Origin of the sequence: Citrobacter sp. RHBSTW-01013 (assembly GCF_013781985.1) — a bacterium.
GTDB classification, from domain to species: domain Bacteria; phylum Pseudomonadota; class Gammaproteobacteria; order Enterobacterales; family Enterobacteriaceae; genus Citrobacter; species Citrobacter braakii.
This window is the reverse complement of record NZ_CP056185.1, coordinates 590,673-605,266: the sequence shown is the minus strand read 5'-3', so window position 1 is coordinate 605,266 and position 14,594 is coordinate 590,673. Positions and strand designations below refer to the sequence as shown.

Annotated in this window: 15 protein-coding genes and 1 pseudogene; 4 read left to right on the top strand and 12 right to left on the bottom strand. The window is 54.4% G+C overall.

Features of this window, described 5'->3' with window-relative positions; all coding sequences use genetic code 11:
* Nucleotides 1-35: 35 nt before the first annotated feature.
* On the bottom strand, nucleotides 36-671 hold the full coding sequence (locus tag HV350_RS03030) for an NAD(P)H-binding protein (RefSeq protein WP_016154656.1): 636 nt from the start codon (nucleotides 669-671) through the stop codon (nucleotides 36-38).
* A gap of 37 nt (nucleotides 672-708) precedes the next feature.
* Nucleotides 709-1,137, bottom strand: a complete 429-nt coding sequence (locus tag HV350_RS03025; RefSeq protein WP_016157562.1) for a YhbP family protein — start codon at nucleotides 1,135-1,137, stop codon at nucleotides 709-711.
* Between the two features lie 43 nt (nucleotides 1,138-1,180).
* Here HV350_RS03025 and HV350_RS03020 point away from each other — a divergent pair.
* Nucleotides 1,181-1,490, top strand: a pseudogene (locus HV350_RS03020) (GIY-YIG nuclease family protein).
* Here the strand turns inward: HV350_RS03020 and HV350_RS03015 are convergent.
* Nucleotides 1,477-1,980 carry an N-acetyltransferase gene (locus HV350_RS03015; protein ID WP_016157563.1) on the bottom strand — a complete coding sequence of 168 codons (504 nt, stop codon included), beginning with the start codon at nucleotides 1,978-1,980 and terminating at the stop codon, nucleotides 1,477-1,479. The pseudogene HV350_RS03020 and the gene HV350_RS03015 sit on opposite strands and share 14 nt — an antisense overlap.
* Complete coding sequence (locus HV350_RS03010) at nucleotides 1,974-2,498, bottom strand: SCP2 domain-containing protein (protein WP_016154660.1); 525 nt, start codon at nucleotides 2,496-2,498, stop codon at nucleotides 1,974-1,976. Before HV350_RS03010 ends, HV350_RS03015 begins: the two co-directional genes overlap by 7 nt.
* 219 nt (nucleotides 2,499-2,717) lie before the next feature.
* Between HV350_RS03010 and HV350_RS03005 the strand changes: the two genes are divergently transcribed.
* The 3 genes from HV350_RS03005 (at nucleotide 2,718) to HV350_RS02995 (ending at nucleotide 5,688) form a co-directional block, all read left to right on the top strand.
* Complete coding sequence (locus tag HV350_RS03005) at nucleotides 2,718-3,713, top strand: peptidase U32 family protein (RefSeq protein ID WP_016154661.1); 996 nt, start codon at nucleotides 2,718-2,720, stop codon at nucleotides 3,711-3,713.
* Nucleotides 3,714-3,721: 8 nt separating this feature from the next.
* Nucleotides 3,722-4,600, top strand: a complete 879-nt coding sequence (locus HV350_RS03000) for a U32 family peptidase (RefSeq protein ID WP_151222276.1) — start codon at nucleotides 3,722-3,724, stop codon at nucleotides 4,598-4,600.
* 80 nt (nucleotides 4,601-4,680) lie between these two features.
* Nucleotides 4,681-5,688: an LLM class flavin-dependent oxidoreductase gene (locus tag HV350_RS02995; protein WP_016154663.1), complete on the top strand. Its 1,008-nt coding sequence runs from the start codon at nucleotides 4,681-4,683 to the stop codon at nucleotides 5,686-5,688.
* A gap of 89 nt (nucleotides 5,689-5,777) precedes the next feature.
* On the opposite strand, the gene mtr is transcribed toward HV350_RS02995, so the two are convergent.
* From mtr to rbfA, 8 genes are all read right to left on the bottom strand, one after another.
* The gene (gene mtr, locus HV350_RS02990; RefSeq protein ID WP_016154664.1) at nucleotides 5,778-7,022 is read right to left on the bottom strand and encodes a tryptophan permease; all 1,245 of its coding nucleotides are present in this window, start codon (nucleotides 7,020-7,022) and stop codon (nucleotides 5,778-5,780) included.
* A 153-nt stretch (nucleotides 7,023-7,175) separates the two neighbouring features.
* Nucleotides 7,176-9,107, bottom strand: coding sequence for a DEAD/DEAH family ATP-dependent RNA helicase (locus HV350_RS02985; protein WP_181629752.1), 1,932 nt, complete (start codon nucleotides 9,105-9,107; stop codon nucleotides 7,176-7,178).
* The gene (yrbN, locus tag HV350_RS02980) at nucleotides 9,100-9,180 is read right to left on the bottom strand and encodes a protein YrbN (RefSeq protein ID WP_010723222.1); all 81 of its coding nucleotides are present in this window, start codon (nucleotides 9,178-9,180) and stop codon (nucleotides 9,100-9,102) included. Before yrbN ends, HV350_RS02985 begins: the two co-directional genes overlap by 8 nt.
* A gap of 106 nt (nucleotides 9,181-9,286) precedes the next feature.
* Nucleotides 9,287-10,171 carry a lipoprotein NlpI gene (gene nlpI, locus HV350_RS02975; protein ID WP_003024982.1) on the bottom strand — a complete coding sequence of 295 codons (885 nt, stop codon included), beginning with the start codon at nucleotides 10,169-10,171 and terminating at the stop codon, nucleotides 9,287-9,289.
* Nucleotides 10,172-10,280: 109 nt separating this feature from the next.
* A complete protein-coding gene (pnp, locus tag HV350_RS02970; protein WP_008785911.1) occupies nucleotides 10,281-12,413 on the bottom strand; it encodes a polyribonucleotide nucleotidyltransferase in 2,133 nt (710 codons plus the stop codon).
* Between the two features lie 246 nt (nucleotides 12,414-12,659).
* A complete protein-coding gene (gene rpsO / locus HV350_RS02965) occupies nucleotides 12,660-12,929 on the bottom strand; it encodes a 30S ribosomal protein S15 (RefSeq protein WP_000059465.1) in 270 nt (89 codons plus the stop codon).
* Between the two features lie 272 nt (nucleotides 12,930-13,201).
* On the bottom strand, nucleotides 13,202-14,146 hold the full coding sequence (gene truB, locus HV350_RS02960) for a tRNA pseudouridine(55) synthase TruB (RefSeq protein WP_047358518.1): 945 nt from the start codon (nucleotides 14,144-14,146) through the stop codon (nucleotides 13,202-13,204).
* Nucleotides 14,146-14,550 (bottom strand): 30S ribosome-binding factor RbfA, encoded by a 405-nt coding sequence (gene rbfA / locus HV350_RS02955; RefSeq protein WP_003024988.1) that lies wholly within the window; start codon nucleotides 14,548-14,550, stop codon nucleotides 14,146-14,148. The genes truB and rbfA overlap by 1 nt, the downstream gene beginning before the upstream one ends.
* Nucleotides 14,551-14,594: the final 44 nt, after the last annotated feature.

Below are 14,594 nucleotides of genomic sequence, written 5' to 3'. Positions count from 1 at the left end.
CCGGATGGCGACGCCAGAGCGTCCTCTCCGGCATTTTATTTGGCTCTTTCGCGCAGTTCGGAAGAGGTCAGGATCGAAACGCCTTCATGTCCAGGCGCCAGTGCCTCCGCCAGCATAGCCCGGGCTACATCACGCGCCTCAATCGACTTCCAGTTCCCCGGCAGCAGCCGAAATAACGGCGCTAAAAACCTCTCATTCGCCCGCTGTTTATCCCGTTCTCCGAGTAACATTGAAGGCCGAACAATCGTCAGCCGCGGCCAATTTTGCGCGATCAGGGCCTGCTCCATTTCCCCTTTCACCCGGTTATAAAAAAACGGTGAATTGGCGTTGGCACCCATCGAACTGACCACCAGCATATGCTGAGCGCCCAACCGACGCCCCGTCAGGGCCGTGTCCACCACCAGCGTATAGTCAGCATGGATAAACGCTTCTTTACTACCCGCTTCTCGCCGAGTGGTTCCCAGACAACAAAAGACAATATCTACCGGATCGGTGACCTGCGCCAGCGCATCGGTTAACTGCGGATCATAGGGATTATAGACGCCAGCCGTATCAGCCAGCGGTCGACGCGTCGGTGCCGTGATGGCATTGACCCGGGGTTCATTGAGCAGCATACGCAGCAAATTTCCGCCTACCAGCCCCGTTGCGCCTGTTATTAACACCTGACTCATCGCTAATCTTCCCCTGACTCTTTAATCACTCTATTAACTATAGATCACGTTGCCAGTGCATTTTTTTGCCAAAGCCCAGCGTGTTGTCCGTGAATTTGACTTCATCCAGTCGAATCTCCCACACGGGCGCAGGCAGCATTCTGGCGACCGGGAAACGGCGGTTGTAGGCGTTACGCGCGGCTTCACTCTCCTGCCCTTCAAGACGCCGGATTTCCCCTTTAAACTGTACGCCGCGAATCAGGGCGACCGTTTTGGGCTGACCATTTACCGTGCCGGCAATCGGCGCGCGCGGCCCGGACATCTGCGCATGGCGCGTTTTTTCTTCGGTCAGCACATAGAACACCATCTTCTGCGCATCAAACAGGTAAAACGCATTGGCGCACCATAATTCACCGTCATGATGTACACACCAGGTCACGACGTGCTGCTTTGCCAGCCAGCGGGTCACCGCAGTCAGTGTTTCCATTTCTGTTCTCTTTTATACTGTAGGCCTGAAAATTATCACGTCGATGGTGACAATGACACCCTGGTATCTGTACCTGATCCGTACTGCGGACAACGCCTTATACACCGGAATAACCACCGATGTGCAGCGCCGCTATAAGCAGCATCAAAGTGGGAAAGGCGCGAAGGCGCTGCGCGGAAAGGGAGAACTCACGTTGGCATTTGCGGCTCAGGTCGGCGACCGTTCGCTGGCCCTGCGCTTAGAATATCGCGTCAAACAGCTTACAAAGCGGCAGAAAGAGCGCCTTGTTGAAGGCGAAGGGCTTGAGGCACTACTGAGCAGCCTGCAAACCCCCGGCGCTTAAAAACGATTGAAGTAGTCGTGGTATTCCACAAGGCCCGTCACACCCTCCAGCGCATCGTCCGCCAGGCGATGAACCTGGAACGCGCTTTCGGTACCCGGCCAGCGGCAACGCAGGTCATGATGGGCAGCCAGCTCAAAACCAAAGCGGCTGTACAGCGCCGGATCGCCCAGCGTAACCACCGCGGCGTAACCAAACTCGTTCAGGGAATCGAGTCCTTCATAGACCAGCTGACGCGCCAGGCCCTGTCCACGGTAGTTTTCATCCACCGCGAGCGGTGCCATGCCGACCCATTGCAGGTCTTCGCCCTGGACATCGACAGGGCTGAACGCGACGTAACCCACTACCTGACCTTCGTCATCGGTAGCAACCAGACCCAGCGTTATGAAACCGTCTTCACGCAGGTCGTGCACTAATTTCGCTTCCGCATCGCTCTCAAATGAACGACGCAGCAATGCATCAATACCTGGGGCATCAATGGGAATTTCAACTCGAATCAGCATGGCTCACCTACCGAAGTCTGTTTGGTTTCTGGCGACGTTTTCATCCCCGCCTCAACAAAATCCGCCAACTGCATCAGCATGACGCGCAACGCTTTAGGCATCTGATCCAGTTCGATGGCGTCCATCAGATTTTTAACATACAGCCCTAATTCTGTATCACCTTCAATCACCAGGCGACGCTGGAAGAACAGCGTATCCGGATCCTGCTTACGCGCCGCGATCATCAGGAGATCGCTGGCATCCGCGCTAAAACTCACATCCGCCTCTGCATTCTGGCTGACGATAAGTTTATCGTTCTCAACAGAGGTATACCATTTAAGGCCAATGTCACGCACATGAATGCTCAGCCAGCGACCGTCGAGAAACTCCAGCTCCCCATCGGCCAGCGCCTGACTAAACTGCCAGCTCAGGACCTGCTCCAGAACCTGGCGCTTCAGCGCAAAGGGCGTCAGTTTAACCGGTACACTCATCAGAGAAGGACCAAAATGTACTAAGCGTGAACGCAGTTTATCCAACACGAGCTTTACTCCCTGTTTCAATTATCCTGCTATTTTGCCATATCAAATAAACGACATAGCGGCATAAATCAACAATTCGCTACGAAATTGTTACCTCTTATTGGTATCACCAATACGACTTTAACTGCCTCAAATCAAAAATTGTCTCAGCAAGGTTAACTAAAATCCCTCTTCGTTAACATTTCTGCGCCCTTTACGGCGCAACGTTCAGGATAAATTATGGAGCTGCTCTGCCCTGCCGGAAACCTCCCGGCGCTTAAGGCGGCCATCGAGAACGGCGCTGATGCGGTCTACATCGGGCTGAAAGATGATACCAACGCCCGTCATTTCGCCGGCCTTAATTTTACCGAGAAAAAATTGCAGGAAGCGGTGAGTTTTGTCCATCAGCACCGCCGTAAGCTGCACATCGCGATTAACACCTTTGCGCATCCGGATGGTTACGCGCGCTGGCAACGTGCCGTAGATATGGCGGCGCAACTGGGTGCGGATGCGCTGATCCTCGCCGACCTCGCCATGCTTGAGTATGCCGCAGAGCGCTACCCACATATTGAGCGTCATGTCTCTGTTCAGGCATCCGCAACCAATGAAGAGGCGATTAATTTCTATCATCGCAACTTTGATGTCGCCCGCGTGGTACTGCCGCGCGTACTGTCTATTCACCAGGTGAAGCAGCTCGCTCGCGTCACGCCAGTTCCCCTGGAAGTGTTCGCCTTTGGCAGTCTGTGCATTATGGCGGAAGGCCGCTGCTATCTTTCATCCTATCTGACGGGCGAGTCTCCTAATACGGTTGGCGCCTGCTCTCCTGCCCGTTTTGTTCGCTGGCAGCAGACCCAACAAGGGCTGGAATCCCGTCTTAATGAAGTGCTGATCGACCGCTATCAGGACGGAGAAAACGCCGGTTATCCGACGCTGTGTAAAGGCCGCTATCTGGTTGACGGCGAGCGCTATCATGCGCTGGAAGAACCCACCAGCCTGAATACGCTGGAGCTGCTGCCAGAACTGCTGGCGGCCAATATTGCCTCGGTGAAAATCGAAGGGCGTCAGCGTAGCCCGGCCTACGTCAGCCAGGTGGCGAAAGTGTGGCGCCAGGCGATCGACCGCTGTATGGCCGACCCGCAAAACTACGCCCCACAGGCCGCGTGGATGGAAACGCTCGGTTCAATGTCCGAAGGCACGCAGACCACGCTTGGCGCGTATCACCGTAAATGGCAGTGAGAGAAGCAATGAAATATTCCTTAGGGCCGGTGCTGTGGTACTGGCCGAAAGAAACGCTGGAAGATTTTTATCAGCAGGCCGCCACCAGCCAGGCCGACGTTATCTATCTTGGCGAAGCGGTGTGCAGTAAACGCCGCGCTACCAAAGTAGGCGACTGGATCGATATGGCGAAATCGCTCGCTGGCAGCGGTAAACAGGTGGTGCTGTCAACGCTGGCGCTGGTGCAGGCCTCCTCTGAGCTGGGAGAACTGAAGCGCTATGTCGAAAACGGCGACTTCCTGCTGGAAGCCAGCGATCTCGGCGTGGTAAACATGTGCGCCGAGCGTAAGCTGCCGTTTGTCGCCGGGCATGCGCTCAACTGCTACAACGCGGTAACCCTGCGTTTGCTGCTCAGGCAGGGCATGGTACGCTGGTGTATGCCGGTAGAACTGTCCCGTGACTGGCTGGTCAATCTGCTTAACCAGTGTGAAGAGCTGGGTATTCGCAATCAGTTTGAAGTAGAGGTACTGAGCTACGGGCATCTGCCGCTGGCGTACTCTGCCCGCTGCTTTACCGCACGCTCTGAAGACCGTCCAAAAGACGAGTGTGAAACCTGCTGCATCAAATACCCGAATGGGCGCGATGTGCTGTCGCAGGAGAATCAGCAGGTCTTTGTCCTCAACGGCATCCAGACTATGAGCGGCTATGTTTACAACCTCGGCAACGAGCTGACATCGATGCAGGGTCTGGTTGATATTGTGCGTCTGTCCCCTTCAGGCAGCGACACGTTCGCCATGCTCGATGCCTTCCGCGCCAATGAAAATGGCACTGCCCCATTACCGCTTGCCGCCCACAACGACTGCAACGGCTACTGGAAACGGCTGGCAGGTCTTGAACTACAGCCGTGATTAATAGCTCACTTTGTTAACAACATTCGCTAATCTTTAATGCAGTATTAAAAGATTAACCGGTAACAAAGTGAGCCGTTATGACTGACAAAACTATTCCGTTCTCGGTGCTGGATCTGGCGCCGATCCCTGAAGGATCTTCGGCAAAAGAGGCCTTCACACACTCGCTTGATCTCGCTCGACTGGCCGAAAAGCGCGGCTACCACCGCTACTGGCTGGCAGAACATCACAACATGACCGGCATCGCCAGCGCTGCGACCTCTGTGCTGATTGGCTATCTGGCTGCCAATACCACCACGCTGCATCTTGGTTCTGGCGGCGTTATGCTGCCCAACCATTCGCCGCTGGTGATCGCCGAGCAGTTCGGTACCCTGAATACGCTGTATCCGGGACGAATCGATCTCGGGCTTGGCCGCGCGCCGGGTAGCGACCAGCCGACCATGCGCGCGCTGCGCCGCCATATGAGTGGTGATATCGATAACTTCCCGCGCGACGTAGCTGAACTGGTGGACTGGTTCGACGCCCGCGATCCTAATCCCCATGTACGCCCGGTTCCCGGCTACGGCGAGCAGATCCCGGTCTGGTTATTAGGCTCCAGCCTGTACAGCGCACAGCTGGCAGCCCAGCTCGGCCTGCCATTTGCCTTCGCCTCGCACTTTGCTCCGGATATGTTGCATCAGGCGCTGCATCTGTATCGCACCCAGTTCAAGCCCTCAGCGCGTCTGGCAAAGCCGTATGCGATGGTGTGCATCAACATCATTGCCGCCGACAGCAACCGCGATGCCGAATTTCTTTTCACCTCAATGCAGCAGGCGTTTGTGAAACTGCGTCGTGGCGAAACCGGCCAGCTACCGCCACCGGTAGAGAATATGCATCAGCTGTGGTCCGCTTCCGAGCAGTACGGCGTACAACAGGCTCTGAGCATGTCGCTGGTTGGTGATAAGGCGAAAGTGCGACACGGTCTCGACGCCATTTTGCGTGAAACCCAGGCCGATGAAATTATGGTTAACGGCCAGATTTTTGATCATCAGGCACGGCTACATTCGTTTGACCTGGCGATGCAGGTGAAAGAAGAGTTGGTGGGGTAATCGTTGTTTTGCCCGGTGGCGCTTCGCTTACCGGGCTTACGAGACCGTATAGGCCGGATTAGGCGCAACCGCCATCCGGCACTAAAAGGTTACTGGTACACAGGCAACAAATTCACGCTCGACAGAATATGGATAACCGCGTTGCCGATACCGAATACCAGGATCAGCGCAATCATCGGCTTGCCGCCCCAGACACGGAATTTCGGGCTGCCAAAACGCTCGCGGGATTTACGGGCCAGCAGCGCCGGAACAATGGCGGCCCAGATGGTCGCGGCAAGCCCTGCATAGCCAATGGCGTACAGGAAACCGTTCGGCCACAGCAGGCCACCGACAATCGGCGGGACAAACGTCAGCAATGCCGTTTTAAAACGTCCCATTGCCGAGTCATCAAAGCCAAACAGATCCGCCAAATAGTCAAACAGACCGAGCGTGACCCCGAGGAATGAACTCGCCACCGCAAAGTTGGAGAACACCACCAGCAGCAGATCCAGACTACGGCTGTTCAGCACGCCGCTCAGCGCCTGTACCAGCACATCAATGTTACCGCCCTGCTGCGCAATACCGATAAATTCCGGACGCGGGATGTTACCCATCGTCCCCAGCAACCATACGGTATACAGCACCAGCGCCAGCAGCGTGCCGTACACCAGGCACTTAACGATGGTCTTCGGATCTTTGCCGTAGTACTTCATCAGGCTCGGGACGTTGCCGTGGTAGCCGAATGAGGCCAGGCAGAACGGTAACGTCATCAGCAGGTACGGCGTATACGAAGCGTTGCTCTGCGCCACGTTAAACAGCGTCGTGGGCGTAACATGCCCCAGCAGACTGCCGAAGGTCAGGAAAAAAGTAATCACCTTCGCGCCCAGCACAATCGCCGTCATGCGGCTAACCGCTTTGGTGCTTAACCACACCACGAACGCCACCAGCAGCGCAAAACCAAGACCCGCCGCACGCGCCGGAACGTTCAGCGACATCTCCGAGAAGGTGTGATGCAGGATCGAACCGCTCGCCGAGATATACGCATAGGTAAGGATATAGAGAACGAAAGCAATCGAGATGCCGTTCACAACGTTCCAGCCTTTGCCCAGCAGATCTTTCGTGATGGTGTCAAAGCTGGAACCAATGCGGTAATTGAGGTTAGCTTCAAGGATCATCAGCCCGGAGTGCAGCATGCAAAACCAGGTGAAGATCAGCGCCGCCATTGACCAGAAGAACCACGCCCCGGACATGACCACTGGCAGAGAAAACATCCCTGCGCCAATAATGGTGCCGCCGATGATCACCACGCCGCCAAGCAGCGAAGGTGACGTTTGGGTGGTGGTTAGTGTTGCCATTTAGCCATCTCTCCAGTCATTTATATTGTGACTACATTTCAATGTGCTGCACTGTACCAGTACACGAGTACAAATGAAATAAAAAAAGCCCCGATTGTTGAGATCGGGGCTGTATATTTTACTTTACGGTATTAAACCGTAATTTCGCATGGATTACGCATCACCACCGAAACGACGACGACCAGCGGAATCATCACGACGCGGAGCAGAAGAATCGTCACGACGCGGACCGCGGTTGCCTTCACGACGTTCGCCGCTGAAACGACGACCTTCGCTACGACCGCCTTCACGACGCTCGCCGCTGAAACCACGACCTTCTCCACGACCGCCTTCACGACGCTCACCGCTGAAACGGCCACCGCCACGACGCTCACCACCGGTGTGCGGAACTGCATCGCCAACCAGCTGCATGTTCATCGGCTTGTTCAGGATGCGAGTACGGGTAAAGTGCTGCAGCACGTCGCCCGGCATACCTTTCGGCAGCTCGATGGTAGAGTGGGAAGCAAACAGCTTGATGTTACCGATGTAACGGCTGCTGATATCGCCTTCGTTAGCAATCGCACCAACGATATGACGGACTTCAACACCGTCATCACGGCCCACTTCAATGCGGTACAGCTGCATATCGCCAACGTCACGACGTTCACGACGCGGACGGTCTTCACCACCACGCTCATTACGGTCACCACGCGGGCCACGATCGTTGCGGTCACGCGGACCACGATCGTCACGGTCGCGGAATTCGCGTTTCGGATGCATCGGCGCATCTGGCGGCAGGATCAGCGGACGTTCGCCCTGAGCCATTTTCAGCAGTGCGGCTGCCAGCGTTTCGATATCCAGTTCTTCTTCCGGCTGCATTTTCGCCAGCAGAGCACGGTACTGATCCAGATCGCTGCTTTCCAGCTGCTGCTGTACTTTAGCGGCGAATTTTTCCAGACGGCGTTTGCCCAGCAGGTCTGCGTTCGGCAGTTCTACTTCCGGAATAGTCAGCTTCATGGTGCGTTCGATGTTACGCAGCAGACGACGCTCACGGTTCTCAACGAACAGCAGCGCGCGACCCGCACGGCCCGCACGACCGGTACGGCCGATACGGTGAACGTAAGATTCGGAATCCATCGGGATGTCGTAGTTAACAACCAGGCTGATACGCTCAACGTCCAGGCCACGTGCCGCAACGTCGGTAGCAATCAGAATATCCAGACGGCCATCTTTCAGACGCTCCAGAGTCTGCTCACGCAGGGACTGGTTCATGTCGCCGTTCAGTGCAGCGCTGCTATAACCGCTACGCTCCAGCGCTTCTGCCACTTCCAGGGTCGCATTTTTGGTACGAACGAAGATAATCGCCGCATCAAAGTCTTCTGCTTCCAGGAAACGCACCAGCGCTTCATTTTTACGCATGCCCCAGACGGTCCAGTAGCTCTGGCTGATGTCAGGACGGGTAGTTACGCTGGACTGAATGCGTACTTCCTGCGGCTCTTTCATAAAGCGGCGGGTAATACGACGAATCGCTTCCGGCATAGTCGCGGAGAACAGAGCGGTCTGATGACCTTCCGGGATCTGCGCCATGATGGTTTCAACGTCTTCGATGAAGCCCATACGCAGCATTTCATCAGCTTCGTCCAGTACCAGACCGCTCAGTTTGGAGAGGTCCAGAGTACCGCGCTTCAGGTGATCCAGCAGACGGCCCGGCGTACCGACAACGATCTGTGGTCCCTGACGCAGGGCACGTAATTGCACGTCATAACGCTGGCCGCCGTACAGGGCAACCACGTTCACGCCGCGCATGTGTTTAGAGAAATCCGTCATGGCTTCTGCAACCTGAACCGCCAGTTCGCGGGTCGGTGCCAGCACCAGAATCTGAGGTGCCTTCAGCTCAGGATCAAGATTGTTGAGCAGCGGTAAAGAGAACGCTGCAGTTTTGCCGCTACCCGTCTGGGCCATACCCAGAACATCGCGGCCGCCCAGCAGATGCGGAATGCACTCTGCCTGGATTGGAGATGGTTTTTCGTAACCCAGATCGGTAAGGGCTTCAAGGATAGGAGCCTTCAGGCCCAGATCTGCAAAAGTGGTTTCGAATTCAGCCATGTAGTACGTGTGCCTCAAAATTAATGGCGGCCAGTCTACATAACTCATCATGAAATTGATCTGCAATTTTCATTGAAAAGTGTGAACCGGCTCAAAGTAGGTGTATTAACGAACAACAACGCCCTCACCCGTGAAGGTGATGGCAATCAAAAAAGATTACGGGCTGATGTGTACGTCAGCTATTGCTGGTCCGATTCTGCCAGGTCATCTTGGTCCTGGCCCAGGAGCGATAATTCCAACAATGCGTATCGGTGCTCAACAAAGTTATGAACGTTGTTAGCCACCGCCAGTTTGAACAATGCCGTAGCGTTGTCCAAATCCCCCAGACTTAGGTAGTACTTACCTAAATAGAAGTTGGTTTCACTGAGATGCTCAGCGAGCGAGGTGTTATCCGTTGCGTCCGCCTTTAGGCGTTCCATCAGCGTTGCTTCGCTAATGTTGCCCAGGTAGAACTCGACAATGTTCCATCCCCATTGCTCTTTATCCGATTTCTCAAAGCGTTGCTTTAACGCTTCTTTAGCCTGCTTCTCATCGAGCTTCTGCTCGGCGAGATAAAGCCACAGACTACGGAAAGGATCATTGGGATCGTCTTGATAAAACGCTAGCAGATCATCTTGCGCTAACTTGTCGCGACCGCCGTAATACAATGCGATACCGCGATTTAAGTGCGCGTAGTTGTAAGTTGGATCAAGCTCAAGTACAGAATCAAACGCTTCATAGGCAGCATCAAAATTGCCTGCCTGCGTTAAATATATACCTAAGTAATTGAATACTTCAGGCATATCTGGTCGGATTGCCAGCGCTTGTGAAAAATCATTTCGCGCCAGTGCCCTCAGACCGAGACTATCATACAACACTCCGCGCTCATATAAAAGCTGTGCGCGTTCGTCATCGGTTAAAGCCCGACTGGCAAGAATTTGTTCCATACGTGCCAGAATCACTTCCTGCTGCAAAGTCGGTTGCAATGGTACTGCGAGGACTTCACTCTTACGCCAGGCGGAATTACTGCATCCAGCCAGCGTGAGTGCTGTCGCAACGAAACACCAGCGCAAAAAAGGCTTCATTTCCCACTCCCGAAGACAACGATTGAATGAACGTCCAGGTTCCCCGGTTGCTAACAAGGCGTCCTGCCGGGTTAAAAGCCCTCCGCTTTCACGGAGGGCAATGGCAACCTTACTCGCCCTGGCTTGCCGGAGCTTCCGGTTCGCCTGCAGGCTGAGACTGCTCAGTTGCTTCTTTAATGCTCAGACGTACACGGCCCTGGCGATCTACTTCCAGAACTTTGACCGGTACTTCCTGGCCCATCTGCAGGTAATCGGTCACTTTCTCAACGCGTTTGTCAGCGATCTGAGAGATGTGTACCAGACCTTCTTTACCGCCACCGATGGCAACGAATGCGCCAAAGTCAACGATACGGGTCACTTTACCATTGTAGATACGGCCTACTTCGATCTCTGCGGTGATCTCTTCGATACGACGGATAGCATATTTCGCTTTCTCGCCGTCGGTCGCAGCAATCTTCACAGTACCATCATCTTCAATTTCAATGGTGGTGCCGGTTTCTTCGGTCAGAGCACGGATAACAGAACCGCCTTTACCGATAACGTCTTTGATCTTGTCCGGGCTGATCTTGATGGTGTGGATACGCGGAGCGAACTGAGAAATGTCACCACGCGGTGCGTTGATCGCTTGTTCCATCACACCCAGAATGTGCAGACGCGCACCTTTAGCCTGGTTCAGAGCAACCTGCATGATCTCTTTGGTGATACCTTCAATTTTGATATCCATCTGCAGTGCAGAGATACCGTCGCGGGAACCCGCCACTTTGAAGTCCATATCGCCCAGGTGGTCTTCGTCGCCCAGGATGTCAGACAGAACAACAAAGTTGTCGCCTTCTTTCACCAGACCCATCGCGATACCCGCAACGGCAGCTTTGATCGGCACGCCTGCGTCCATCAGCGCCAGAGAAGCACCACATACGGAAGCCATGGAAGAAGAACCGTTAGATTCGGTGATTTCAGAAACCACACGTACGGTGTACGGGAATTTATCCAGTTCCGGCATCACTGCCAGTACGCCACGCTTCGCCAGACGACCGTGACCAATCTCACGACGCTTCGGAGAACCGACCATACCGGTTTCACCTACGCAGTACGGAGGGAAGTTGTAGTGGAACAGGAAGTTGTCAGTACGCTCGCCCATCAGCTCGTCAAGGTTCTGCGCATCACGAGTGGTGCCCAAGGTCGCAGTAACCAGCGCCTGAGTTTCACCACGGGTGAACAGTGCGGAACCGTGGGTACGCGGCAGAACGCCAGTACGCACGTCCAGACCACGGATCATATCTTTTTCACGGCCATCGATGCGCGGCTCGCCTGCCAGTACGCGGCTGCGAACAACATTTTTCTCGATAGCGTGCAGGATTTCACCCAGTTCGTTAGCGTCCAGGGTTTCGTCTTCAGCCACCAGAGTTGCGATGGTTTCAGATTTGATCACGTCAACCTGAGCGTAACGCTCTTGTTTGTCGGTGATACGGTAAGCATCGCTCAGACGAGCTTCTGCAAGTGCGGCAACGCGTGCGTTCAGCGCTTCGTTGACGGCTTCTGGCTGCCAGTCCCAACGCGGTTTGCCAGCTTCTTTCGCCAGCTCGTTGATAGCCTGAATAACAACCTGCTGCTGTTCGTGGCCGAATACTACAGCGCCCAGCATCTGGTCTTCGCTCAGCAGTTCAGCTTCGGATTCAACCATCAGTACGGCAGCTTCAGTACCAGCAACAACCAGGTCCAGCTTGCTTTCTTTCAGTTCGTCCTGAGTCGGGTTCAGTACGTACTGGTCATTGATGTAACCAACACGTGCAGCACCGATCGGGCCGTTGAACGGGATGCCAGACAGAGTCAGCGCAGCAGATGCACCAATCATTGCCACGATATCCGGGTTAACCTGCGGGTTAACGGAAACAACGGTCGCGATAACCTGAACTTCGTTAACGAAGCCTTCCGGGAACAGCGGGCGAACCGGGCGGTCAATCAGACGCGCGATCAGAGTTTCGCCTTCACTCGGACGGCCTTCACGACGGAAGAAGCTACCCGGGATACGGCCAGCAGCGTAGGTACGCTCCTGATAGTTAACGGTCAGTGGGAAAAAGTCCTGGCCTGGTTTCGCTTTTTTCTGGCCAACAACGGTAACGAATACCGCAGTGTCATCCATGCTAACCATAACAGCGGCAGTCGCCTGACGCGCCATCATGCCGGTTTCCAGCGTAACGGTATGCTGACCGTACTGGAATTTACGAACGATCGGATTAAGCAAATTAATATCCTTTCTCTATTTTTTGACGACACATTTTTGCGCCATCGTTAATACCCGATCTTCTGCGCATCCTCGCGACTAATGACAACCCTAACCCATAAGCATGAGTAAAGCCTCTCATTAGCCGCGCGAACCTCTGCAACGGAAGATCATTCATAGCAACAATACATTAGTTTCCAGCGAATTGCTGCCATCTGCTGGAAAAAAGGGGCCATGAAGGCCCCCTCTTTCTGAAACTCGAAAGAATTAGCGACGCAGACCCAGACGCTCGATCAGCGCGGTGTAACGTGCAACATCTTTACGTTTCAGGTAGTCGAGCAGTTTACGACGCTGAGAAACCATGCGCAGCAGACCACGACGGCTGTGGTGATCTTTTTTGTGCTCTGCAAAGTGGCCCTGCAGGTGGTTAATCTGTGCAGTCAACAGAGCAACCTGAACATCGGTAGAACCGGTGTCGTTTGCATCACGACCAAACTCAGAAACGATTTTAGCGGTAGCTTCAGTACTTAGAGACATTTTAAAACTCCAAAGTGTTAAGAATGAAAGGATGCCGATCTCTAATTCAGCTATCCCAGTGTATACACGCCTTCTTCAAACTGACCCTGCGCTGGCTGTGTCCGCTCACCTCGGTCACTTACCTGAGTAAGCTCCTGAGGATCCTCAGACCTGCCGCCTTGATGCAGCTCGAATGATTTTGTGTACACGCCACGCAGATTGTTAAACAATTTACGCGACGTTAAGCGGCAGTATTCTACTCGCAGCGCCCTTTTATCGCAAGACAGAGAGCGCTATGCAGGATACTCAACCACCAGGCGACGAGGAGCGACACGACCTTCATCGTCCATCTCCCCCATGCCGATAAACTTGCCGTCATCGCCTTCCGTCACGCGCACCAGCCCTTCAAGCGGCGCACCTGACGTCCGTACCGGGTTACCATTTTTAAAGTAAACCGACGATGTTAAAGGCAAATTAACAACAGGGTAGTCCGATGCAGGACTGTCCATTGGCATCAGCAAAGGATCAAGCAGCTGCGCCGCCGGAATGTTCTGCTGTTCGGCCTGTTCAACCAGCTCATGCAGATGTTCCAGCGTAACCATACGATCCACCGGATACTTGCTGACCGTCAGACGACGCAGATACGTTACGTGCGCGCCGCAGCCCAGCTTCTCACCGAGATCGTCAACGATGGTGCGAATATAAGTGCCTTTGGAGCAGTGAACTTCCAGCTCCAGCTCGTTACCTTCGTGGCGAATAAACAGCAGCTCATAGACGGTAATCGGGCGCGCTTCACGCGGCACTTCAATGCCCTGACGCGCATATTCGTACAGCTTTTTACCCTGGTACTTCAGCGCCGAATACATTGACGGAATCTGCTCGATATCGCCGCGGAAAGTCTCCAGCGCGCTGGCAAGCTGCTCTGCGCTGAAGGTTACCGGACGCTCCTGCACGATTTGCCCATCGGCATCGGAGGTGTCGGTACGCTGGCCCAGACGGGCAACCACACGATAGCGTTTGTCAGAATCCAGCAAATACTGGGAAAACTTAGTCGCTTCACCGAGGCAGATAGGCAGCATGCCTGTCGCCAGCGGATCCAGCGCGCCGGTATGTCCCGCGCGGTTGGCATTGTAGATGCGCTTTACTTTTTGCAGTACGTCATTGCTGGACATGCCCTGCGGCTTATCCAGCAGCAGAACACCGTGAATGTCGCGACCACGACGACGAGGACGACTCATCAGTCCTCCTTGCTGTCGTCCGCTGGGTTCACACGACGCTCATCGTCATGTTTCACCACGCTGGTCACCAGGTTGGACATGCGCATCCCTTCAACTAACGAATTGTCGTAGAAGAAGGTCAGCTCAGGCACGATACGCAGACGCATTGCTTTACCCAGCAGAGAGCGGATAAAACCAGAGGCTTCCTGCAGTGCCTTAATGCCGTTTTTCACGGCAGCTTCGTCCTGATCGTTGAGGAAAGTCACGAACACTTTAGCGTATGCCAGGTCTCGGGACATCTCAACACCCGATACGGTGGTCATCATACCAACACGCGGGTCTTTGATTTCGCGTTGCAGGATGAGTGCGATTTCTTTCTGCATCTCCTGCGCGACACGCTGTGGGCGACCAAATTCTTTCGCCATAATAAATTCTCCAGAATAAAGACAAAAAAGGGGCCATAAGCCCC

Excerpts from the sequence above, each read along its gene's own strand:
- HV350_RS03030 (WP_016154656.1), bottom strand. The coding sequence starts at position 671 with ATGAGTCAGGTGTTAATAACAGGCGCAACGGGGCTGGTAGGCGGAAAT.
- HV350_RS03025 (WP_016157562.1), bottom strand. The coding sequence starts at position 1,137 with ATGGAAACACTGACTGCGGTGACCCGCTGGCTGGCAAAGCAGCACGTC.
- HV350_RS03015 (WP_016157563.1), bottom strand. The coding sequence starts at position 1,980 with ATGCTGATTCGAGTTGAAATTCCCATTGATGCCCCAGGTATTGATGCA.
- HV350_RS03005 (WP_016154661.1), top strand. The coding sequence starts at position 2,718 with ATGGAGCTGCTCTGCCCTGCCGGAAACCTCCCGGCGCTTAAGGCGGCC.
- HV350_RS03000 (WP_151222276.1), top strand. The coding sequence starts at position 3,722 with ATGAAATATTCCTTAGGGCCGGTGCTGTGGTACTGGCCGAAAGAAACG.
- HV350_RS02995 (WP_016154663.1), top strand. The coding sequence starts at position 4,681 with ATGACTGACAAAACTATTCCGTTCTCGGTGCTGGATCTGGCGCCGATC.
- mtr (WP_016154664.1), bottom strand. The coding sequence starts at position 7,022 with ATGGCAACACTAACCACCACCCAAACGTCACCTTCGCTGCTTGGCGGC.
- HV350_RS02985 (WP_181629752.1), bottom strand. The coding sequence starts at position 9,107 with ATGGCTGAATTCGAAACCACTTTTGCAGATCTGGGCCTGAAGGCTCCT.
- yrbN (WP_010723222.1), bottom strand. The coding sequence starts at position 9,180 with ATGAAAATTGCAGATCAATTTCATGATGAGTTATGTAGACTGGCCGCC.
- nlpI (WP_003024982.1), bottom strand. The coding sequence starts at position 10,171 with ATGAAGCCTTTTTTGCGCTGGTGTTTCGTTGCGACAGCACTCACGCTG.
- rpsO (WP_000059465.1), bottom strand. The coding sequence starts at position 12,929 with ATGTCTCTAAGTACTGAAGCTACCGCTAAAATCGTTTCTGAGTTTGGT.
- truB (WP_047358518.1), bottom strand. The coding sequence starts at position 14,146 with ATGAGTCGTCCTCGTCGTCGTGGTCGCGACATTCACGGTGTTCTGCTG.
- rbfA (WP_003024988.1), bottom strand. The coding sequence starts at position 14,550 with ATGGCGAAAGAATTTGGTCGCCCACAGCGTGTCGCGCAGGAGATGCAG.